This window comes from Acidocella sp. C78 (assembly GCF_907164655.1).
In genome coordinates this window covers 20,830-42,441 of record NZ_CAJQZK010000071.1, presented here as the reverse complement: position 1 = coordinate 42,441, position 21,612 = coordinate 20,830, and the positions used below count along the sequence as shown (strand labels likewise).

At 58.8% G+C, this 21,612-nt stretch carries 16 protein-coding genes and 1 tRNA gene; 7 read left to right on the top strand and 10 right to left on the bottom strand.

The window, feature by feature from the left end; translation table 11 throughout:
* Positions 1 to 96: 96 nt before the first annotated feature.
* From ACIDOCELLA78_RS88670 to ACIDOCELLA78_RS88660, 3 genes are all read right to left on the bottom strand, one after another.
* Entirely contained in the window at positions 97 to 786 is a 690-nt protein-coding gene (locus ACIDOCELLA78_RS88670) for a hypothetical protein (RefSeq protein ID WP_201728650.1), read from the bottom strand.
* Positions 787 to 808: 22 nt separating this feature from the next.
* On the bottom strand, positions 809 to 1,723 hold the full coding sequence (locus ACIDOCELLA78_RS88665) for a restriction endonuclease (protein WP_201728649.1): 915 nt from the start codon (positions 1,721 to 1,723) through the stop codon (positions 809 to 811).
* Between the two features lie 67 nt (positions 1,724 to 1,790).
* Positions 1,791 to 2,051 carry a hypothetical protein gene (locus tag ACIDOCELLA78_RS88660; protein WP_201728648.1) on the bottom strand — a complete coding sequence of 87 codons (261 nt, stop codon included), beginning with the start codon at positions 2,049 to 2,051 and terminating at the stop codon, positions 1,791 to 1,793.
* A gap of 253 nt (positions 2,052 to 2,304) precedes the next feature.
* Here ACIDOCELLA78_RS88660 and mobF point away from each other — a divergent pair, with 253 nt between their 5' ends.
* Positions 2,305 to 5,196: a MobF family relaxase gene (mobF, locus tag ACIDOCELLA78_RS88655; RefSeq protein ID WP_201728647.1), complete on the top strand. Its 2,892-nt coding sequence runs from the start codon at positions 2,305 to 2,307 to the stop codon at positions 5,194 to 5,196.
* A gap of 156 nt (positions 5,197 to 5,352) precedes the next feature.
* Here the strand turns inward: mobF and ACIDOCELLA78_RS88650 are convergent, their stop codons facing one another.
* Positions 5,353 to 7,638 carry a hypothetical protein gene (locus ACIDOCELLA78_RS88650; RefSeq protein ID WP_201728646.1) on the bottom strand — a complete coding sequence of 762 codons (2,286 nt, stop codon included), beginning with the start codon at positions 7,636 to 7,638 and terminating at the stop codon, positions 5,353 to 5,355.
* Between the two features lie 147 nt (positions 7,639 to 7,785).
* On the opposite strand from ACIDOCELLA78_RS88650, the gene tnpA reads away from it, so the two are divergent.
* From tnpA to ACIDOCELLA78_RS88630, 4 genes are all read left to right on the top strand, one after another.
* Positions 7,786 to 8,211: an IS66-like element accessory protein TnpA gene (gene tnpA / locus ACIDOCELLA78_RS88645; protein ID WP_201727520.1), complete on the top strand. Its 426-nt coding sequence runs from the start codon at positions 7,786 to 7,788 to the stop codon at positions 8,209 to 8,211.
* Positions 8,208 to 8,555 (top strand): IS66 family insertion sequence element accessory protein TnpB, encoded by a 348-nt coding sequence (gene tnpB / locus ACIDOCELLA78_RS88640; protein ID WP_201727519.1) that lies wholly within the window; start codon positions 8,208 to 8,210, stop codon positions 8,553 to 8,555. Before tnpA ends, tnpB begins: the two co-directional genes overlap by 4 nt.
* An 81-nt stretch (positions 8,556 to 8,636) precedes the next feature.
* Positions 8,637 to 10,244 carry an IS66 family transposase gene (tnpC, locus tag ACIDOCELLA78_RS88635; RefSeq protein ID WP_201727518.1) on the top strand — a complete coding sequence of 536 codons (1,608 nt, stop codon included), beginning with the start codon at positions 8,637 to 8,639 and terminating at the stop codon, positions 10,242 to 10,244.
* Complete coding sequence (locus ACIDOCELLA78_RS88630) at positions 10,205 to 10,468, top strand: hypothetical protein (RefSeq protein ID WP_249674923.1); 264 nt, start codon at positions 10,205 to 10,207, stop codon at positions 10,466 to 10,468. The genes tnpC and ACIDOCELLA78_RS88630 overlap by 40 nt, the downstream gene beginning before the upstream one ends.
* Positions 10,469 to 10,689: 221 nt before the next feature.
* Here ACIDOCELLA78_RS88630 and ACIDOCELLA78_RS88625 read toward each other — a convergent pair whose 3' ends face one another.
* The 4 genes from ACIDOCELLA78_RS88625 to ACIDOCELLA78_RS88610 form a co-directional block, all read right to left on the bottom strand.
* Positions 10,690 to 11,658 carry a DNA-primase RepB domain-containing protein gene (locus tag ACIDOCELLA78_RS88625; protein ID WP_201728645.1) on the bottom strand — a complete coding sequence of 323 codons (969 nt, stop codon included), beginning with the start codon at positions 11,656 to 11,658 and terminating at the stop codon, positions 10,690 to 10,692.
* 1,093 nt (positions 11,659 to 12,751) lie between these two features.
* Positions 12,752 to 13,883, bottom strand: a protein-coding gene (gene prfB, locus ACIDOCELLA78_RS88620; RefSeq protein ID WP_201728644.1) for a peptide chain release factor 2 whose coding sequence is annotated in 2 segments (ribosomal slippage) — positions 12,752 to 13,813 and positions 13,815 to 13,883 — 1,131 coding nt in all. Because the reading frame shifts where the segments join, the coding sequence is not laid out codon by codon here.
* A 44-nt stretch (positions 13,884 to 13,927) separates the two neighbouring features.
* Positions 13,928 to 16,162, bottom strand: a complete 2,235-nt coding sequence (locus ACIDOCELLA78_RS88615; RefSeq protein ID WP_249675793.1) for a penicillin-binding protein 1A — start codon at positions 16,160 to 16,162, stop codon at positions 13,928 to 13,930.
* Positions 16,081 to 16,542, bottom strand: a complete 462-nt coding sequence (locus ACIDOCELLA78_RS88610) for a hypothetical protein (RefSeq protein WP_249675759.1) — start codon at positions 16,540 to 16,542, stop codon at positions 16,081 to 16,083. Before ACIDOCELLA78_RS88610 ends, ACIDOCELLA78_RS88615 begins: the two co-directional genes overlap by 82 nt.
* Positions 16,543 to 16,712: 170 nt before the next feature.
* Between ACIDOCELLA78_RS88610 and ACIDOCELLA78_RS88605 the strand changes: the two genes are divergently transcribed.
* Positions 16,713 to 16,789, top strand: a tRNA-Pro gene (locus ACIDOCELLA78_RS88605).
* Between the two features lie 391 nt (positions 16,790 to 17,180).
* Here ACIDOCELLA78_RS88605 and ACIDOCELLA78_RS88600 read toward each other — a convergent pair.
* Entirely contained in the window at positions 17,181 to 18,344 is a 1,164-nt protein-coding gene (locus ACIDOCELLA78_RS88600) for a glycoside hydrolase family 68 protein (protein WP_201728643.1), read from the bottom strand.
* Positions 18,345 to 18,603: 259 nt separating this feature from the next.
* On the opposite strand from ACIDOCELLA78_RS88600, the gene ACIDOCELLA78_RS88595 reads away from it, so the two are divergent.
* On the top strand, positions 18,604 to 20,337 hold the full coding sequence (locus ACIDOCELLA78_RS88595; protein ID WP_201727483.1) for an IS1634 family transposase: 1,734 nt from the start codon (positions 18,604 to 18,606) through the stop codon (positions 20,335 to 20,337).
* A 9-nt stretch (positions 20,338 to 20,346) separates the two neighbouring features.
* Here ACIDOCELLA78_RS88595 and ACIDOCELLA78_RS88590 read toward each other — a convergent pair whose 3' ends face one another.
* Complete coding sequence (locus ACIDOCELLA78_RS88590; protein ID WP_201728642.1) at positions 20,347 to 21,600, bottom strand: MFS transporter; 1,254 nt, start codon at positions 21,598 to 21,600, stop codon at positions 20,347 to 20,349.
* Between the last annotated feature and the right edge of the window lie 12 nt (positions 21,601 to 21,612).

Below are 21,612 nucleotides of genomic sequence, written 5' to 3'. Positions count from 1 at the left end.
TATTTGCAAACTGCGGCTCACGAAATACGGTCCCACCAAAAGCGACTGGCGGCCATTCACTCTCCCTATCTGTGAACCGCCGCGCCACCCGCATAATTAAAATCGAATGGAAATGTAGTGTCCCGCCAATTCGACAGAAAAAGTGGACATGACAAGCCCGACCATAATCCAAACTGTGGCAGCCACAGTCAGACTAAGGCCACCCGTAGAAACTCCTTCCATGGTTTTCAAAAGATTATGGTCGGCTTTGTCCCGTTCCGATTTTTCATTTTCTATCTTCTTTTTAAGGCCATCTTTTGCAATCTCAATTTCGCTTCTGACCTTATCGACATCTATGATCGACTGGTTGATCCAGTCCAGAAGTAGGTCTAGTCGATGATCGACAGACGCACCTACTGGGAAGCCTTTCCCCAGCACAGCTCGACCAGACGCCGTCGCACCTCCGAATGCTGCGCCCCCAGCCATAACGATAATGTCTCGGCGCCATCTCGGGTAATTTTTGACTCTACTGAGAAACGACCGCCACCCGCCAATTTGACCGAAACTGCTGCGGGTCTGGCGGACACCCCAAAATACAGATGCCACACCGATTATCTGCAAAACTCCACCACCAATTCGATATGCTGGCTCCATACCGTTAAGCCGGAAAATTACGCCCAATGTAATGGCCGGAGGAATGATAGTCGTCCATTCCCACTTAAAATTCGGGCCGAGAAAACGGAGCCAATCGATCACATAGCGGCGCAGGCACCTTAAAAATGATCGGAAGCTTAAATCTGAAGCCACTGTAGTCTCCGATATGGCCGTCTCACTCGAAGAAATCCTCGTCAATACGCTTGATGTGCAAAGTATCCTCGATCCGGCATCCGACATTATGTCTGATCATCAACATCGCTAGTTGATCGCCGTCGATCAGAACGATGCGCTTGCTCAAAAATTCGACTGTTTCACGAGCGGATGATGAGAAGCCTGATGTCGTGACAAAAATACCCTTAGTGGCGCGATGTCTGTCGAGACTGCCGAAAAAATCCCTGATCGAACCTGAGCCGACGTTATTTCCCGCCGCGTACCGCTTTGCCTGTATATAAACGCGGTCAAGCCCAAGAGCATCCTGGTCGATCACGCCGTCAATACCGTCATCGCCGCTTCGGCCTATGGCGCGTCCAGCATCCTCAACCGAACCACCGAAGCCCATGGCAAGTAACAGATCAACTATAACCCGCTCGAAAAATTCGGGATGGGATTTGCGTATCCGGTCAAGTAGGTCTTGTGCCAAAGCGGCATCGATTTGTTTATGTGCGGCCCGCATGATGTCGTCGGGAGTGCCTACTACTTCCGGCGCGGACATTGCGACTGGGATCGACTCAACCAATCCCATTGTTGGCCGCTCACGAAACTGGCGGAATTCGTCGAATTGATCGAGGAAAGTGTTGTCGATCGTCGCCGGATGGGCATCAAGTGCCTCTCGACCGCGTGCGGTGATACGAAAGTGCCCTCGCCGGGTTGCCTCCACGAGGCCAGCCTTTGCTAGATATGTCTTGGCCCAATGAACGCGATTTGCAAACAAAGTCTGCCGGCCTGATGGGAGGAGTTCGGTTCGCTCTGCCTCCGTCAAACCCAGATGGTCCGCAAGTTGATCTATGACGCCACGAATGGCGACCTCACCCCCATTTGAGATAGTCAAAACGGGCAGCATCAGCGATTGATAATCCGGTATCGGCATGCAACGAACATGCCGGAGGTATACCGGTTCGGCAAGGTCCAGATAACGTCGATAGTTAGATGATTATTTAGGCTGCCTTACTCGCCCTATGTGACGGCTTACTGCCCAGCACCTGCCTGAGCGTCCCCGCGCTGATCGAGATACCCAGCGCTTTCATCTCAGCGACGATTTCCTTGCGCGACCAGCCGGCAGCGACATACCGCCGAAGCTGATCAGCGTATGGCGCGAGAAGTTGTTTGCGCCCCCGGCGTTTTGGCTGCGCTGCTTTCAGCTTTTCATCAAGCAGAGCCATCGCAGCTTTGATATCATAATCCAGCATCTCACTCATGACAAAAGACTCCTTTTAAGGTCTTTATATTATATAGTGAGCGCTCAGCCATACGATCAAGATAATCATCAAATGCGGAAAACCCCATTTTCTCTGATAGCCCTCTGTGGCGGTCGGCTATCTATCCTGTTGTGCTACCTATAACTTTATATTTTTTTCTCACGCATGACGCACCTGTGGTGATTTTGGCTGACCTACATGCGCGGGATGACTATATAATGACTGGTGCCACCCCAAAGAATGTCATCCCGCTATGATTAGCTATTCACACATCTCTAGCGTCACCTACTATCTGGATTCGTCACGCCAGCCAGATCGCCAGATGGGCTATTATGCCGACGCTGCCAGCGAGCCACCTGGTAAATGGTGGTCGCCCGGAAATTGGCAGGCTGCCGATGGAGCCATTGTCGATCCCCTCGCGTTGGAAAGGCTGGCTGGATATCGCGATACCGAAACCGGGCGGACTCTACCAGGTCAGCGCGCTAGCGATGCTAGGGTGGCGACAGATTACAGCTTCAGCACGCCGAAAGCTTTATCCGCCCTATGGGCTGTGTCTGACGATGCCGGCAGAGCGAAGCTTGAAGCGCTGGTCGAGGACAGTGTGCGGAGCGCTTTGGAGATCATCCATGACAAAGGGATGATCGAAGCGCGCAGGGGAAAAGCGGGCAAAAAGCGCGAGGCAGTTGCAGCCCCCGTCGCAGCTATTTTTATGCACCATACCACGAGAGAGGGCGACCCCCAGCTACACGCCCATGTCGTCATGATGAACGTGGCGATGCGCGCTGATGGCACGGTCGGAGCGGTAAATAATGAACGGTTTTTGGACGTTCGAAAGTTGATGGATGCGGTGTATACGCGCGACCTCGCGCACAGCCTTGAACGCCTTGGAGTGCGGGTTGAGCCGTCACCAGAGCATGGTTTTAAGATCGTCGGACAGCCAGATGATTTGATTGACCTATGGAGCAAGCGCCGTCAGCAAATCGTCGCAGCGGCAGCAGACCGGGGAATCCAGACCAAAGATGACGCCAGACAGGCTCAGGCGATAGCTTTGCAGACACGCCAAAAGAAGTCTGACGTGCAGACACTTGATCAGCTTGAAGAGCGCTGGCTGAGCGAAAAGTGGGGTGCCGACAGGGCCTTGATGATCGCAATGACGGAAGGCTCGATGCCTGACAAAAAATACGATCCGTCATGGGCTGATCTCGATAAACCTGCCGTCAAAAGGACGGCGGATGAGGAAATCGCCGGTCAGGTGAAAGCCATGACGGCGGCATTAAAAGAACTGTCGGAGAGCCGGTCATGGTGGAGGCGCGACCAGCTAGGGGAGATGGTCATCCGGCACGGCACTGGTATCACATGCAGCGGGAATGAAGGCCGCATGATCAACATGCTGATCGAGAGGGGCGATCTCATTCAAGTAGAGCGCGATGGCAAGCGTTTGATGACCAGCAAGGCGATCTTGGAAGCCGAAAAGGCCATCGTCGGAATCACCAAAGAACGCGGGGTCGAGAAAGATTTCTTTAGTGCCAGAGCCATTGCGGCGGCTATGGCTGATGACCGGCTTTCTGATGAACAGCGCGGCGCGCTGGCTGATATGATCAGCGGTGGTGGTATCGTCGCTACTCAAGGCGGCGCGGGGGTAGGGAAAACTACCGCCAGTGCTGGTATAAAAAGAGCATGTGAAGCTGATAATAAACGCCTAATTCTTGCGTCGCCCGAGTGGCGAGCGGCAGGCGTTTTATCAAAAGAACTTGAGAGCCAAGAAAAATATAGCGTTGATAAAATAATATCTGGATTAAAATCAGGTAAAATATCAGTCGATAAAAATACAGTTATACTTATCGACGAAGCTGGGAAAATGCATCGCGATCAAGCCGCCGAACTTTTTAATTTAACCCGTGATAGCGGGGCCAAAATTATATTGGTAGGCGACACCCGCCAAATGTCAGCCGTGCGCGCTGGTGATCCGCTCGATCTGGTGGCGAAAGCGAATCCGGCATCGGAGATTCGCACGATCAGACGGCAGAGAGTTGACTGGATGAGGCAAGCTTCCATGGACGCTCAGAACGGCGACATGGATAAAATGCTTACAGCATATAAAACTCATGGCAAAATAAAAATTGACGATACAAAAATAAACGCCGTTGCCGAATTGACGATGGCATATAAAGACTGTGGTGGTGATGCAGTAGCGCTGGCAGCGACAAATTTTGACGTCTCTTGGATCAACGAAATGCTTCGAGAAACAGCGAGAGATATTGGAATTGTGACAGGACCGGATGTTTTTATTACTGCTATACCAAGGGGCAAAGGGGCAAAACCCGTGAAACTGGCTCTTGCTACTGGTGACAGGCTGATTTGTGGTTCAGCTTTGGAAATCGGCGGCAACCGGGTCGAGAATGGCACGATTTTCGAAAAAGTGTCGGTAAATGGTAAAAATATCAGCCTGACCACGGATGAGGGCAAGGTCTACCGGACATCGCTGGCTGATCTCGCAAAAGCTGGGCCGAAAAATACACCTCCGGCTATCCAGCATGCTTTTTGTTTGACCGATATGTCATCGCAAGGTTCGACCTGGAGCAGGACATTGTGGATGCCAACAGCAGAAACAGCGCGAGCAGCATACGTCGCCGCCACACGTCATAGAGATGATCTACAGATTTTTGTGGCGAAAGAGGCGATTAAAGATTTCGCTGATGACGAATTGAGCGTCGGACGTCGTGATGGGCTGATCGAACATGAAAGAGAAGATAAACGCAGCGACGATCAGATTCTAGAACAGCTAGGCCGAAGCCTTGCTCGCCAGGACGAACCGAGGAACGCGCTGGACGTCATAGGCATCAAACCGACAGAGATTCAGCCGCCTGTGAAAGAGGCTACCATCTCAAAGCAACAGGCGGGGGGGCAGCACACGAAAGATATGGGTCGGCCAAGTCCCATGGCGGCACAGTTTATCGATCATGCACGCCAGCCAGCGCCGGCGACAAGTCAGCAAAAAGAGGCTCTTGGGGCGGATGCTCATGGGCTTCCCGTGCAGACACAGGAGCCGGTGCAGGCGTCGAAGCCGGTAATAGCTCGACCAAAAATAAAGGTGAAAAAATCGCGGGGAGTCGGTCGAGAAATTGACTTCGGACCATCCCTATAATAATCGAAAAAAATATAACATCGCTATAATAAGATAAAATAAAAAATATAAGATAAAATTTAACTCTTAATTTTTATCTAATTTTTATTCGAGATATTTTTTATATTTTTATAATCCTTTTATATTTTCACGATTTTTATTTTTCAGCGGATATTTTTAATGGTCTTGGGCAAATAGCGCGTTTATATCCTCATCTTTTATCTCATCGCCCCGCGCCGGCTTATCATCCCCCGCCGTCTGATCTGGCTGATCACAGGAGGTGTCCCCCCCCGCCTGTTGCTTTGTCTGATCAGACTCAGATGAGATTGGTTCCCCCTCCCTATAGGAATCTATATAGCCTGGGGGAACCACTTCCGGTTCGGGGTCGGGCTGTGGCTCCGGGGCCGCAGGCCGATGATCATCGAGGTCGGCCACGCCATGGATATCTTCCCAATATACGCGCAGCCGTTCGATAATAGCCCGGTCTGTCATCACCGGCATATTTAGCCGGCGCATTTCCGATTGAATCAACCGTTTTGTTGGCTTCCTGCCGCTGTGCAGAATGATATCGAGCACCCTTTTGAATCTCTTATCAGCGGCTTCCTTCGCTTTTTCATTATGACCGTCGACTGTCCACGACCTGGGATTATCGCAATAGGTAACATCATCGATCCCATAATCGGTCAGATCGACCGGCAAACCTCCCCAGATTTCGACATTAAGCGGTTCGCCGTCATGCCGGACGGCTCTTGTGCGGCCTATCGCCTGGACGACTGTCTCACGATAGCGAGCAAGCACCCAGGCACGGATATTCTGATCTGCTGGCAGAGGCGCACGGCATAGAACATCAAAACCAGCGCCCTCATCGATCCAGACATTTTTTTCGCTTGCGTCATCCCCGGTCGGCCAGTGCGGCCATTTTTCAGGATCAGCGCCGGCACGGATCGCCGTCAGCCGAGCGGTCGAATATTCGGTGCGCCAGCCAGACGGCGACAGAATCGGCCCGCCCACAATCGCTAAATGCCGTCCGGACCATTCATCATGCGCTCGATCATCCAGTCCAAAATGTCCGATCTCTGCATGACATTCCGTCAGTTTATCAGACAATTTTTGATTTTGCTCAATATCCTCACGCCATGGCTTGTGCGTTATGATCGCCCGAGGTGCACGATTTTCTTTTAGAAAATCTGGAACGATATTACTTGCTATTTCTGTAATACGACTTTTCGACCTGTTTTCGTGGTCTTGCTGTTTACTGCTTTTGGCCTCGGAGCGGCCACGCCCAAAAAGAGTATTAGGATATCTTTTTACGGTTATCCTTTGTTTGACGTGTATCTCCTCGATATGTCCGCCGACAGCCTCGATGATCGACCGGGTTTCCAGCGGCAACGTCGCATCAAGGATAATCGCGGGATTCCCGTCAGCGATCCATTCACCGACTTGCGTCAGTGCGACGACATGCAACTCGCCCTCGGCGACATAACCGCCGCCATTCGATAGAGTATGCAAAATGGCACTGGCAGCGCGGTATGGGACAGCTTTCGGCGTCAGACCGTCCCATAACGGCTTTTCCCATGGCGCGGTCCCGCCCTGCCATGATCCCGCCGTCTTGTTTCTTATCTCTTTCATCTGGTCGCGCAGCCAGTCTGGCACAGGCCGTGTGCCCCCCTGTCCGGCAGCCCCGCCAAGATATTCCGCAAGGGCTTGGCACATCTCGACCGCGATCGTCATGCCGGCAATTTCGGTGGCGATCCTGTCAGCTTCCTTGTCCGTCAAATCCGGCGATTGGATTGCATGAAGCTGTAGCACTCTTTCAGCGGAAGCATCGCGCCATGCAGCAATGTTTTTCAGTGATACCGATATCTGTTCACCAAGCGGCACAGATTCGTCGATAATGACGAGCCTTTCGACATTATCAAAACCGCGATTCCACATCGCCATCGTCTCACTGAAACTCTGGGATGGTAGACCAATGACTTGCGCATGTAATGCCGTTTCTTGGTGATCAAGCCATAGACATGGTTTGACGTCTTTTATCTCATGCTCAGCAATTTTATGAGACCTGAACCAGCCTTTGATTTTTTCCCGCTTTTCATTTTTTTCATGATCAAAAATGCCTCGGCCTAGCCGATCCAGCGCCCTTTTCATGCCATGCTCGCAATGCGACCGGCACACCGTAGGCTGCGGCAGGTGGTGCATCTCAGAAATGCCGGCGACCAGCCCGTGCTTCCAACAGGTCCAAGGCTGTTGATCGCGCTGGCCTTTTTCTGGATTTTCTGGCGACCTACCATGGTAGTGCAGCAAGCCCGGCACAGCCTCGGCATACGCCGAGATTTGCTCATGATCGCGACATACGACAGCGACACCTAAGCCAGATTCGACCGCCATCGGGATCATCCTGCGGATGGCTGCGGTTTTCCCGGTTCCGGTGGTGATCTGTGCTGCCATCGGCGGCAGGTCCATCCTGACAATGCGGCGACCCTGACGATTTTCGTCAGACCGTTGTGCGAGGATTTGTATCCATCCGGTGTGAACCGCCTGCCGGTACGGCAAGGAGGCGTGCATAAGAGCGCTGCTACGAGCTGATTCATGGTAAGGGGCGGCGGGCGGATGGAGATTATCACGGGGGTAGAGCGCCGGCGCCGCTGGCGGGATGAGGACAAGCTTCGGATTGTGGCGGAGGCTGAGGCGCCGGGTGCGGTGTTTGCGCTGGTTGCGCGGCGGCACGCGATTTCGAGAGGGCAATTGTGGAAGTGGCGCGGTCAGGTTCGGCGTGGTGAGTTGGTGCCGGTGCCGATGGTACCGGAATTCATTCCGGTGCGGGTAATGGCGAGTGCGGCACTGTCGATGCCGCGGGCGGCAGGCAAGTCAGCTTCGGTGAACGACGCGAGCGTTGATCCGATGTCGCAGAGGCGAGCCACGCGATGCGATGCGAGCCGGATCGAGATCGTGCTGCCGGACGGGACGTGTGTTCGGGTTGATGATGGAGTTGGGGTTGCCGCCTTGCGTCGGGTGCTGACGGCGGTGCGGCGGTGATCCCGGTCTCGGCCGGTGTGCGGGTCTGGCTGGCGTCGGGGCATACGGATATGCGCCGCGGGATGAAGGGGCTCGCGTTGCAAGTGCAAGAAGGTCTGGGACGGGAGCCGTTCTGCGGGGATGTTTTTTTCTTTCGCGGACGCGGCGGGTCGCTGGTCAAGGCGATCTGGCACGACGGCGTGGGGATGTCGCTGTATTCGAAACGCCTTGATCGAGGGCGGTTTATCTGGCCGCAGACTGCGGACGGCGTTGTGTCCCTCACCGCTGGTCAGATCGGTTATCTTCTGGAGGGGATCGACTGGCGAAATCCACAACAAACCTGGCGGCCGCAAGCGGCCGGGTAGGCGCGAAGATTCTGGGGAAAATCCTGGTCCAGAGCGGATTTCTGTAGCGAAACCCTGGAAATTCGTGATTCTATACGGGGCATGGATCTCGATCCTTCGACCCTGCCGAATGATATCGCTGCGCTGAAGGCGATCATTCTGGGCGACCGTGCTCGGCGGTCCGATACCGCAGCGTATATCGCGCATCTGAAGCTGCAGATCGAGAAGCTCAAGCGTGCGCTCTACGGCCCCAAGGCGGAACGCACGGCGCGGCTGCTTGATCAGATGGAACTGGAACTCGAAGATCTCGAGACCACCGCGACCGAGGACGAACTCCGCGCCGAGCAGGTGGCCGCGAAGGCCAAAACCACGACTGTCGCCGGCTTCACTCGCAACCGCCCATCACGCCAACCCTTCCCCGAACACCTGCCACGCGAGCGGGTTGTGCTGCCAGGTCCGACCCAGTGCGCCTGCTGCGGTGGATCGCGGCTCGCCAAGCTCGGGGAGACGGTGACCGAGACACTGGAATCCATCCCCCGCCAATACAAGGTGATCCAGCATGTGCGGGAGAAATTCACCTGCCGCGATTGTGAGAAGATCAGCCAGGAACCAGCACCCTTCCACACCATTCCACGCGCTTTTGCCGGTCCCGGCCTGCTCGCGATGATCGCCTACGATAAATTCGGCCAGCATCAGCCGCTGAACCGTCAATCTGAACGGTTCGCACTGGAAGGCATCCACCTCAGCGTCTCGACCCTGGCCGATCTGATTGGTGCTACCTGCGTGGCGCTGGAGCCGGTGTTCAAGCACATCGAGACGATGGTGTTCGCGGGTGCGCGCCTGCATGGCGACGACACCACCGTGCCGGTGATGGCACGAGGGCAGACCGATACGGCGCGCGTGTGGGTTTATGTGCGTGATGATCGGCCGTTCGGCGGATCGGGTTCCCCCAGCGCGGTGTTCTACTATTCACGTGACCGCGCCGGCGTTCATCCGCAAACCCATCTCGCCGGATACCGCGGCATATTCCAGGCCGATGCCTATGGCGGCTACAACAAGCTCTACGAGTTGAACCGATCTCCTGGACCGATCATCGAGGCGGCGTGCTGGTCGCACGCCCGACGAAAATTCTTCGAGCTGGCCGATATCGCGCGGAACGCGAAGCGCAAGGCCCAGGGTAAGACCCCCGCCTTCGTGGCGCCGATGGCCTTGGCCGCGGTGCAGCGCATCGACGCGCTGTTCGAGATCGAGCGGGAGATCAACGGTCAGTCACCCGCTGAACGCCTGGCGGTGCGCCAGCAACTCGGCGCCCCGCTCGTCGCTGAACTCGAGATCTGGATGCGCGCCGAGCGCGCCAAACTCTCACGCCACAACGATGTGGCGAAGGCGATCGACTATATGCTGAACCGTTGGTCATCATTTACCCGGTTCCTGACCGACGGGCGGATTTGTCTCAGCAATAACGCGGCCGAACGTGCCCTACGCACCCTTGCTCTGGGCAGAAAATCCTGGCTATTCGCCGGCTCCGATCGCGGTGGTCAAAGGGCCGCCATGTTGTACAGCCTGATCACGACGGCAAAGATGAACAACGTCGACCCACAGGCATGGCTCGCCGACATCCTCGCGCGCATCGCCAGTCATCCAGTCGCCAGCATCGAGAAATTGATGCCATGGAACTGGACACCGCAATCCTGGGCCCTGGCCGCCTGATCGTGCAGACCAATAAAATCCACCACGTCTTCACGATTGACCGTGTCGCCAGGGACCTCGGCGAGGATGAGGAGTGGCTCGCGGACATCGCCAATGAGATGGAACCCGAAGACGGCCTGATCTGGGTTTACAACCTCAGCGACGGCGGCGTCATAGCCTTCACCGACTTTGGTATCGAAAATCTGCGCGAGCTCATCCTGATCCACCGAGATAGAGCCAAATAGACTCGTCCGCGGCTCTGACCGGATGGGTACGAGGATTTCAGCCTGTCTTTCAGAAAATAAAGACACATACTCTCGCAGAAGCCAGCCGATTCTTGATGAAGCTTTATCGACCGGCATGGTCTCGATTGGTAAACGACGAAGCCTGCCAGTGGATCGAAAGGCCCTATTTTTTGGTGGTGGCAGGGGCCTGGTGCCAAACCGCGACATGATGACCGGCGCGCTCATGCTGCACCTTTTTCATCATGAAAGTCGCGCTCCCACAGCCACCGGAAATTCACCAGCGATTCTAGGGCTTCATCGCCGGCATCACCGAAAGCCCGGTCAGCCGTAATCGCGGCGGCCCGCTCAAAGCCGCCCTCATTTTTTGATCTGAAAGAATGGCGGGGCGAAAGATATGTGAGTGCTTCGCGCACTTCATCTTCGACCGCACCGAAATACCTGAGCATGACGGCCATGAGCCAGTCGTGCTCTGATTTCCACAAAGGACCATAAGCACGGTAAGCGTGATGTTCTAGGCGCTGCCATGCCGCCGCAAGGTCATCCAGCGTGGCGATGTCGTCTGGATCGAGATCGACATGTCTGACCGATACAGCAGCCTTTTCGGCTATTTCAGCCATGACCTGCTCAACCAGTAAGGCGGTTTTTAGGCATGTCTCCCCGCTCCAAGAAAGGGGGGTCACACGAGGATATGACCCGTCATCAGCCCGATATTTTGGCTTGGCGTTCTGGAAACCTGGCAGACGGTAAGCGCCGGTAGCGCCCGGATCAGCCCGGAATATCGCGATTAGACGACGACGAACTTCGAGCCTGATCACATCATCGACATGATCGACGGCCAGCGCCGCCTGGCATTTTCCAGGGCTTGTCTGCTGCGTGTAGCAAGGCCGCCAGCCATGCTCGATCATGGACTCGATCGCACCTGGCTGTAGGTCATCTAGCTGGAAGATCGTCCTGCTAGCCGATCTCGGCCTTGCGATAGGCGACCAGCCCTGCGCCAAAGCTGAGAAACCGAAGCGGAGAAGGATATCTATGACATCGCCCGGTGTGATCACGTCAGGCAGACCGGCACGTTTGCTGATATTAAAGCCGCTGGCGCTTGTCGGGTCACGCAGCGTGACGGAATAGCCGTCAGCTTGCATACCGGCGTGGAAATGGCTGAAAGCGGCTTTGAGATCGTATATTTTTGTCATTTGGAGCCTCGTTTTTCTGAGGCCCGGCACGATGGAAAAACTTGAAACGGGTGGGGAAAATCGCTAAATATAAAGAAGAAGTTCTGCCAAGGGCTTTTCCGTATTTAGCGATTTTCCCGTCCCGGTGCTGCTTTTCGTAGCGCCGGGACTTTCTTTATGCAGCAGCCTGACGATTTTCGCGTGGCAGTCTAGGACGACCACGACCACGGCTTTGATATATCGGCCTCGCCTTTACTCCTTCAGCTTTGGCTGTGAGATATTCGCGAACGGTGATCATCGACCAAAAGTATTTGGTGCCATCCATATTAAGCGGCGGAGGCACAGACCCAGTCTCGATCCCGCCCCTATGTATGCGAATACGCAGTGCGGCAGGCGTGACACCGAGAATCGGCGCTAAATCAGTCAGTGATAGCAGTCTGAGGTCTGATAATTCAGAAGGAATAGCTTTCGACATTTTGGTGCTCATTGGCATGCGTCGGCCTGCGTCAGCCGTAGTCTCCATGCCTGTCCCGGCGCGCATCTCGCCGGTTAGATCAGGGTAGCGGTGGGATTCTGCCGCGCATGCCTGATCAAAACGTTTGCACCGACCCGTTCACCGGGACTTCTTCATTATGCCCACATCCTAGGTAGGGACATGAAATTGCACGATCAAGTTTTTTATGTCAGCGCGCGGCAACAAATTGTTTGGGACAAATCCGGGACAATGGGACGTTATATTCTGAAATAGGAAGACGAAGTATTATCGTTTAATCGTCTGTTTTATATGTGTTTTTTTGAAAAAGTTTTTATCAAAAAAGGCTAAAATTCAGACTTAAAATCTGTTGTCCGACAGGACGTGCGGGTTCAAGTCCCGCCATCCGCATTTGATAAACAGAGCATCATCCGATCAGATGACTCCATCTGATCGGATGATGCTCTATGATGTTGATATTCAGAGCATCTTTATCCGATCAGATGAGTCCATCTGATCGGATGATGCTCTATGATGTTGATATTCAGAGCATCTTTATCCGATCAGATGAGTCCATCTGATCGGATGATGCTCTGAGGCCGTCTCCCGAGGCGGCGGCGGCACCCGCCGCTTCGGGCTGGCTTACTCGGCCTGGGCCGAAGCCTCGCTGCGGGTGGCGCCCACGCGGGAGGCGAGCGATGCGGCCATGAACGCGTCGAGATCGCCGTTCAGCACCGCGTCCGGATTTCCGCTTTCCACATTGGTCCGCAGATCCTTGACGAGCTGGTAGGGGGCGAGAACGTAGGAGCGGATCTGGTGCCCCCAGCCGATATCGCGCTTCGCACTTTCCGACGCCGCGGCGACCTCCTCACGCTTTTGCAGTTCCATCTCGTAGAGGCGGGATTTCAGCATCTCCATCGCGGTGGCGCGGTTGCGATGCTGGCTGCGGTCGTTCTGGCAGGCGACGACGATGCCGGAGGGCACGTGGGTGATGCGGATCGCGCTCTCGGTCTTGTTGACGTGCTGGCCGCCGGCGCCGGAGGCGCGGAACGTGTCCACCCTCAGGTCGGCCGGGTTGATCTCGACCTCGATCGACTCATCGACGACCGGATAGACCCAGACGCTGGCGAAGCTGGTCTGCCGCCGCGCATTGGCATCGAAGGGCGAGATCCGCACCAGGCGATGCACACCGGCCTCGGTTTTCAGCCAGCCATAGGCGTTCATGCCCGAGACCTGGATGGTGGCGGACTTGATGCCCGCCTGCTCGCCCTCGGATTCCTCGAGCATCGTGACCTTGTAGCCGTGCTGCTCGGCCCAGCGCGTGTACATGCGCAGCAGCATCTCGGCCCAGTCCTGCGCCTCGGTGCCGCCGGCGCCGGCATTCACCTCGATATAGCAGTCATTGCCGTCGGCCTCGCCGGCGAGCAGGCTCTCGATCTCGCGGCGCTTGGCCTCTTCGGAGATGCGGCGCAGCGCCGCCTCGGCCTCGGCCAGCACCGATTGATCGCCTTCCGCCTCGGCCAGTTCGGCGAGGGTGAGCGCATCCTCGGTGTCGCGCTCGATCGTGTATACCGCCTCGGTCTGGGTCGCGAGGCGGTTGCGCTCGCGCAGCATCGCCTGGGCGGCGTCGGCCTTGTCCCACAGCGTCGGGTCTTCGGCGCGGGCGTTCAGTTCCTCGAGTTTGCGAAGGGCTGCATCCCAGTCAAAGATGCCTCCTCAGCAGGGCCACGCTTTGCGTGATCTGCTCGGCGAGCGATTGGGTTTCGGCAGACATGGTCTCTTCTCTTCCGGTTCTGTCGGGATGATTTCAGGCCTCGGTCAATACAGCGCGCCCAGCGATTTGTCGACGTTTCCCGGCGCCGCCGGGGTGGCGCCGCCCGGCGTCGGGCTGAAATCGCGCGCGCCGGACGCTGAGGACGCCGGCGTGATGGCGCCGCCGAGATCCAGCGGATCGTCGGCGACGAGCCCGGGATTGGACTGCGCGCCCGGCACCTGGCCCTGCTTGAAGGCCTCGCTCACGGTCTCGTTGCGGAAGGTCACATTCTGCAGCGACACGCCCTGCGGCGGGGTGAACGGGATGACCGGCTGGCCCTTGAGCGCGACCTTCATGTACTGGTTCCAGGCCGGGCCGCAGACATTGCCGCCGGTCTGGTTGTGACCGAGATCCTGCGGCTTGTCGAAGCCGATCCAGCAGCCCGTCACCATTTGCGGCACGAAGCCGATGAACCAGGCGTCGTTGAAATTGTTGGTCGTGCCGGTCTTGCCGGCGATCGGCCGGTTCAGCCCCTTCACCGCGGGCACGCCGGTGCCGTGCTCGGTCACGTTCCGCATCATCATGATGACCTGGTAGACGCTGTCCGGATCGGCGAGGCGGAGGCCGGGGCGGTTGAGGACGGGCGGCTGGCCGGCCGAGCCGTCCATGCAGTTCGCACAGGACTGGTCCGGCGCCTGATAGAGGATGTGCCCGTCCGGCGCGGTCACGCTGTCGATCAGCGAGGGCTGTACCTGGCGGCCGTATTCGTCGAGCGCGGCATAGCCGCGGACCATGCGCCAGAGCGTGGTGTCGAGCGCGCCGATCGCCGCCGGATAGATCAGCGGTGCGTGCTTGACCACGCGGAATTTCTCGAAATTGGCGATGACATTGGCGAGCCCGACCCGGCGCACCAGATGCAGCGTCGCGAGGTTGAGCGATTCCTGGAGTGCGTAGAAGACCGGCACGGGGCCCAGGAAATCGTTCTCGTAATTGCCCGGCCGGTAGACCTGCCCATCGGCGAGGCGCTGGACGAAGGGGGCGTCGAGAATGGTCGAATCGGGCTGCACGCCCGCCTGCATCGCGGTCAGGTAATCGAACGGCTTGACGCTGGAGCCGGGCTGGCGGTGCGCCTGGATCGCCCGGTTATAGGGGCTGAGGCGGTTGCTCCAGCCGCCGACCATGGCGAGCACGCGGCCGGTCTGCGGATCGAGGCTGAGCATCGCCCCTTCGACCTTGGGGATCTGTTCGAGCGAGACGGTGCCGCCCTTGTCGGGTTTCGGCGCGATCATGATCACATCGCCGGGCCGGAGCATCTGCGCCATGTCGCGCAGCAGCGGCCCGGGATGGCCGTGGATCATCGGCCGGCCCCACTGGATCGCGGCGAGGCTGAGCGTGCCGGTATGCGGGGTTTCCACCCCACCGCTGCCGAGCCAGCTGATCTTCGCGCGCAGGCGGGTTTCGCTGATGACGACGCCGAGCCGCCAGCGGCCGATCAGCCCCTTCGGCGTCGGCTGCCGCGACAGGGCCTGCGCCCAGTCGGATGCGACCGCATCGGGGTCGATCTGCGCGACGGGGCCGCGATAGACGCCGAACTGGTGATCGTAGGAGACCAGCCGGTCGCGCATCGCGCGGGTCGCCGCCGCCTGCAATGCGGGGTTGAGGCTGGTGCGGACGATCAGCCCGCCTTCCATCGCCATCTTGCGGCCGAACATGCGGACGAGCTGGGCATCGACCGCATCGACGAAATATCCCGCGCCCGGAATCGCCGCCGGGCCTGACGCGGCTTTCGGGATCAGGGGCGCGGCCAGCGCCTCGCGCGCCTGGGACGCGGTGATGAAACCGTCCGCCCGCATCTGCCCGATCACCCAGTTCCGCCGGTCGCGGGCACGCTGCGGATGCAGGAAGGGGTTGTAGTTGGTCGGCGCCTTCGGCAGGCCACCGAGCATCGCCGCTTCCGCGACGCTGAGCTGCGACACCGGCTTGTCGAAATAGGCCTGCGCGGCGGCGGCGACGCCCCAGCTATCCTGGCCGAGGAAGATCTCGTTCAAATAGAGCGTGAGGATCTGCTTCTTGCTCATCGCCCGGTTGACGCGGACGGCGAGGATCGCCTCCTTGATCTTGCGGGTGAAGTCGATCCGGTTGTCAAGCAGCATGTTCTTGACCACCTGCATGGTGATGGTCGAGGCGCCGAGCGGGCGCTCATGGCTGCCGAGGCGCGTCACGTCGACCACGCCGGCGCGGACGATGGCGAGCGGGTCGATTCCCGGCTCGGTCCAGAAATTCTTGTCCTCCGCGGCGATGAACGCATCCGCGACCAGCGGGGGATGCGGTCATACGGCACATAAATCCGGTGCTGGGTGCCGAGCGCGCCGATCAGGCGGAAATTGCCGGCATAGATCCGGGTTTCGAGCGGCGGCTCGTAGTGGCGCAGCCGGTCGACGCCGGGCAGGCCATTGCTGAAATACAGGAACAATCCGCCGCCGACGACCGCGCCGCCGACCACGCCGAGCAGCGCCAGCCGGTAGAGCCAGCGGACGATCAGCCCACCGGCAAATCCGGCCAGCCCGGGACGCTGCTTCTTCGGCGCGCCGCGCGCGGCCGCTTTCGGGGGCGCCTGGCGGCCACGGCGCCGGGATTCGGATTTCGATAGCCGCTCACCGGCTTTCAGAGGTCGGGACATGGCGGCTCCATAGCACCCAATCGGCCAGATCGCGAATAATCAGGACGCCACACCACCGTTAAATCTCGTCAACGCGGCGTTCGTGTTTCGGCGGTGCGGCGAGATGCGCGGCAGAAACACGCCAGCCTCGCCTTGCCTATCCCCTCACCCTTGGCTATACGGCGCGTGAGCGGAGTGTAGCTCAGCCTGGTAGAGCACTGTGTTCGGGACGCAGGGGCCGGAGGTTCGAATCCTCTCACTCCGACCATCAATCTGAAGGTTTGGCCGAAATTGCTACGGTGATTTTGTGACAAGTGGCCTTTGGCATTGACGTCATCTGTCACGGGTGGTCGCCAGGCGGGCATCGGGCATATTGATCCGATCAAATGACGTTCCAGCGCGCCGAAGGCGCCGTTTCGGCGCCTCTACACATCGCGCCGATCTTGTATTCCTCATCCCCCCCCTCCCCCGAGGCGATCGCGGTTCGCACTGAGGGCGGGGCAGACACCGCCGATTCGCGGCAGGCGAGGACCCGCCACCGGAGCGGGCGGACAGACCGGGCGTCGTCGCGGCGAGACGCAGGGGGACGAGACGCAGGACGCGGCGGAAAGCGGGCATGCGCACGTTCAACGCCGCCAGGCGAACCGCCGGATCGCGGCTTACGTCGCCAGCCATGCCCGATCATCGTTCAGGCACAGTTGCAGAAACGGCGCAGGCGCGCCGCCGAACTGCGATCTGATCAATTCCGGGTGATCCGCCAGCAGCCGACCGCGAAGCCCCCAATAGTCGATGAAGCTTGTCACGGAGAGATCACCCATGACCCACCAGCTATAGGCCTGGCTCGGCTCGGATGGCGGGTTGGCAAGGACCAGGCCGGAGCCGTTGATCGGCCGGTAGGGGCCGAACAGGGATGGCGCGACCATGCCATACAATCCGGTTGGCCCCACCGGCCCGCCCTGCTCGAACACGCTCGCCTGCGTCGACCAGAAGACATAGTATCGCCCGCCATATGCGACGGCATGAGGACGCTCGAGCTCGTTGCACACCCCATCCGCCGTGATCAATGGATTCAGCAGGGTCCAGCGTTTCATCGAGCGATCTTCCGATCGGGCGATGCCGATCATGCCATTGTTCTTGTGCGATGACGGCTTGTACGATGCGGCGAACAGCACGTATTCGCCGCCATCCGCCGGGTCGCGGAAATATCCCGGGTCGCGAAACGCCTTCAGCTCGCCGGGCGCGCCCTCCGCCTGATCGACAAGGGTGTAAATCCTGTCATCGCTGACGACGAATTCACGGGGCGCCGACCATTGGCGGATGCGAGGATACGCGCCCGACAAGTCGAGCGTTCCGCTGGTGCAGAAGAGCCTCTGCTCGACAGTCAGGCGCGCCTCGCCAGATCGGCCGGCGGCGGTGAAGAACAAGGTGACACAGCCGCTCTCCTCATCGAGGATTGCCGATCCGGACCAGTCGCGGCTGCCCGGCGCGAAGCCGTCCTCGAATACCGGGCCGCCATCGTGCCATGTTCCGTCACGCAGGATCAGCAGACGTATTCGGGCATGACCATGGCGCTCGATGGGATCGGGAAAGCGGGGGGCGGCCAACGCGAACCATAACGTCGCTCCCTCAAGCTTGACCGCCACACCATCGCGCCGGGCCAGCGGCCACATGTCCCACACATCCAGGCCGGGCAAAACCGGCACAACATCCTGCGCCCCGATGCAGGGCGGCACCATGTCCTCCCGCAGGGCGACGGCCGCGACATGCTCAGGACGCCATAGGCTCGGCCCGCGCGCCGTTTCGACTATTTCAGTAAAAGACATGTTGTCTCCATTCCAACGGCTCAGGGCAGGACACCCGGACGAACCAACATCGTGGCTCCTGCTGCAAGGAACATCAGCACGCCGCCGAGCAACAACGCGTCGGACGCGTGATTGTGGAAGAGCGTGCTGTAGACTGAAGTTTTTACTTGGGAATGACCTGAACGTGGCGGATAGCCTCGCGTAGCGCTGATTTCTTGCGAGCGTTTTGTGTCCATAAATGGGGCTTGCGGTGCGACTCGATCTGTGATTCGCTCGGGTTATGTTCATCGATGTGGTTCCGAATGGCCGATCGGCGCCGGCCGTGCTGTTGCGGGAGAGTTTCCGCGAGGGGCGGAAGGTTCACAAGCGTACCATCGCCAATCTGAGCCAGATGCCGCCCGCGTTGATCGATGGCCTACGAGCGCTGCTCGCGGGTGGCGCGGTGGTTGGTGGTGCCGATCAGGCGCTGGAGATCCGGCGTTCGCTGCCGCATGGTCATGTGGCGGCGGCACTCGGGATGATGCGCAAGCTCGGGATACCCCGCCTGCTGGGCCGGAGGGCGTCGCGCGAGCGCAGTCTCGCCCTGGCGCTGATCGCCGGCCGGGTGATCGCGCCGGGATCGAAGCTCTCGACCCTGCGCGGCCTGAACCCGGAGACCGCAACATCGAGCCTCGGGCAGATGCTTGATCTCGGTGTCATTGAAGAGCGCGAGATCTATGCGGCGCTGGACTGGCTGGGCACGCAGCAGGGGCGGATCGAACGGGAGTTTGCAAGGCGCCATCTGCGCGACGGCACGCTGGTGCTCTACGACGTCAGTTCATCCTACCTCGAAGGCCGGCATTGCGAACTGGCACACCACGGATACAGCCGGGATCACCGGCCCGATCGGCCGCAGATCGTCTATGGTCTGCTGTGCGATCGCGAGGGGCGGCCGATCGCAGTGGAAGTGTTCGAAGGCAACACCGCCGATCCGGCGACGATCGCCGCCCAGGTGGAGAAACTCAAGCGCCGGTTCCATCTCGAGCGCGTCGTCCTGGTGGGTGATCGCGGAATGATCACCACGGCGCGGATCCGCGAGACGATCAAGCCGGCGGGGCTGGACTGGATCAGCTGCCTGCGCGCGGGGCAGATCCAGGATCTTGCCGAGGGACCGCTGCAGATGTCGCTGTTCGACGAGCGCGATATCGCCGCGATCACGTCGCCCGATTATCCGGGCGAGCGGCTGATCGCCTGTCGCAACGCCGCCCTGGCGACCGAACGACGGCGCAAGCGCGAGGCGCTGCTCGTGGCCACCGAGACGGAACTGGCGCGGATCCGGGATGCGACACGGCGCAAACGCGCTCCTCTTCATGGCGAGGCCGCGATCGGGCTGGCGGTGGGGGCGGTGATCAACCAGCGCAAGATGGCCAAGCATTTCGATCTCACCATCACCGCCAGCCGCTTCGATTTCCAGCGCAACGCCGCCAGCATCGCGCGCGAGGCGGCCCTCGACGGCATCTATGTCATCCGCACCAGTGTGAGCGCGGACGTCATGAGCGAGACCGAAGCCGTGTCAGCCTACAAGGATCTCTCACGGGTGGAACGGGCGTTCCGGTCCCTCAAATCGGTCGATCTCGCGATCCGCCCGGTGCATCACTGGCTCTCGCCGCGGGTGCGTGCCCACGTCTTCCTCTGCATGATGGCCTATTACGTCGAATGGCATCTGCGCGACGCCCTCAAGCCCCTGCTGTTCCAGGATCACGACCGGCCAGGCGCGGAAACTGAACGCTCATCGCCGGTTGCCCCCGCATCGATATCCCCGGCCGCCGATCGCAAGCGCGGGCGACGCCGCAACGACCAGAACCTGCCGATTTCGAGCTTCACCGACCTGATGGCGCATCTCGCCACACAGACCCTCAACACCGCCTCCCTACCCAAGGCGCCGAACGCCACCTTCACCGCTCTGGCAAACCCCACGTCGCTGCAAACCACCGCCTTCGCCCTGATCGGGATCGACCCCATGCGTGTCCAGTAAGCGGCAAAATCAGATCTCGAAGTTCACCGATAAATACAGGGAATTTGCTTTCGAATCAGTGAAAACTTCAGAGTAGATCAGGGGCATGGTGATACTGAACAGGATCATCGGAATGACGATGAACATGTTGAAGATGCCCATGTAGACGCCCGTTCGGGCGGAGGGGATCGAATCTGTCAGCATGACATAGGGGTTTCCCATGATGCTTCCCCAGCCCAGGCCAACGCCGATGACGGCGACGAACAGCCAGTCACGATCATGGATCAGCGGGATGGCGAGCATCGTCAGACCCGCAGCGACCAGACACAGCGCATGAACCTTGTCAGGGCCGAATCGGCGGCTGACGGGCACCATCGCATAGGCAGCAGCGGCCGCGATCAGATTGTAGAATGCGCCAATGTCGCCATTGGTCAGAACCGCACTGCGAAATCCGTCGGATGCAACGATATTCGTATGATATACGGTTTCGGATATCGAATAGATGACGTAGCCCCAGTAGCAGCTCATCGCGTACCATTGGAACAGACTCATCATTCCCATGCGCCGCATCGGGGCGGGCATTTCCCGGATGGCGCTGAAGATTTCGCCGAGAGTCGACTGCTTCGGCTCGACCGGTGGAGCCGGCAATTCGGGGACGGCGAGGACCGACCAGAGAATGGTGGAAATCGAGACCACCGCCCCGATCACGAACACGACATGGGTAACAACCGGTATCCCATTCGCGGCCACCGCGTTTCGGCCGACGCCAAGCGCCACCAGGACGGCCGGCGCCGCATAGGCCAGGGTTTGCGCGAGACCCGTGAAGGAACTTTGAGTGAGAAAGCCCAATTCGCGCTGGCCCGCCGACAGGCGGTCGGAAACGTAGGCGCGATACGGCTCCATCGTGACATTGTTGGCAGCGACCAAAATCCAGAGCAGCGCCGCGGCCACGCCGATCGATCCGCTATAGGGCATCGCGAACAGGCACAGGCTGCACGCCAGAGCACCCGCAATGAAATACGGCACACGGCGCCCCCATCTGGTGCGCGTCCGATCGGAGAGCGCGCCGATGACAGGCTGCACGAGCAAGCCCGTTACCGGCCCCGCGAGATTGAGCAGCGGCAGGACCGCCTGGCTGGCGCCGAGATAACTGTAAATCGGTCCCATATTTCCCTGCTGCAATCCAAAACTGAACTGCAGACCGAAAAAGCCGAGATTCATCAATAAAATTCGCCAAAATGACAGAATTGGCTTTGGCTTCTCGTGTTGTGCGATTTCGGTCACCACTCTCGTTCC

What these genes read in the sequence shown, in the direction of transcription:
- ACIDOCELLA78_RS88595 (WP_201727483.1), top strand. Translation starts at nt 18,604, where the DNA reads ATGTTCATCGATGTGGTTCCGAATGGCCGATCGGCGCCGGCCGTGCTG.
- ACIDOCELLA78_RS88600 (WP_201728643.1), bottom strand. Translation starts at nt 18,344, where the DNA reads ATGTCTTTTACTGAAATAGTCGAAACGGCGCGCGGGCCGAGCCTATGG.
- ACIDOCELLA78_RS88660 (WP_201728648.1), bottom strand. Translation starts at nt 2,051, where the DNA reads ATGAGTGAGATGCTGGATTATGATATCAAAGCTGCGATGGCTCTGCTT.
- ACIDOCELLA78_RS88625 (WP_201728645.1), bottom strand. Translation starts at nt 11,658, where the DNA reads ATGACAAAAATATACGATCTCAAAGCCGCTTTCAGCCATTTCCACGCC.
- ACIDOCELLA78_RS88630 (WP_249674923.1), top strand. Translation starts at nt 10,205, where the DNA reads ATGGAACTGGACACCGCAATCCTGGGCCCTGGCCGCCTGATCGTGCAG.
- tnpC (WP_201727518.1), top strand. Translation starts at nt 8,637, where the DNA reads ATGGATCTCGATCCTTCGACCCTGCCGAATGATATCGCTGCGCTGAAG.
- tnpA (WP_201727520.1), top strand. Translation starts at nt 7,786, where the DNA reads ATGGAGATTATCACGGGGGTAGAGCGCCGGCGCCGCTGGCGGGATGAG.
- mobF (WP_201728647.1), top strand. Translation starts at nt 2,305, where the DNA reads ATGATTAGCTATTCACACATCTCTAGCGTCACCTACTATCTGGATTCG.
- ACIDOCELLA78_RS88610 (WP_249675759.1), bottom strand. Translation starts at nt 16,542, where the DNA reads ATGTCCCGACCTCTGAAAGCCGGTGAGCGGCTATCGAAATCCGAATCC.
- ACIDOCELLA78_RS88650 (WP_201728646.1), bottom strand. Translation starts at nt 7,638, where the DNA reads ATGGACCTGCCGCCGATGGCAGCACAGATCACCACCGGAACCGGGAAA.
- ACIDOCELLA78_RS88665 (WP_201728649.1), bottom strand. Translation starts at nt 1,723, where the DNA reads ATGCCGATACCGGATTATCAATCGCTGATGCTGCCCGTTTTGACTATC.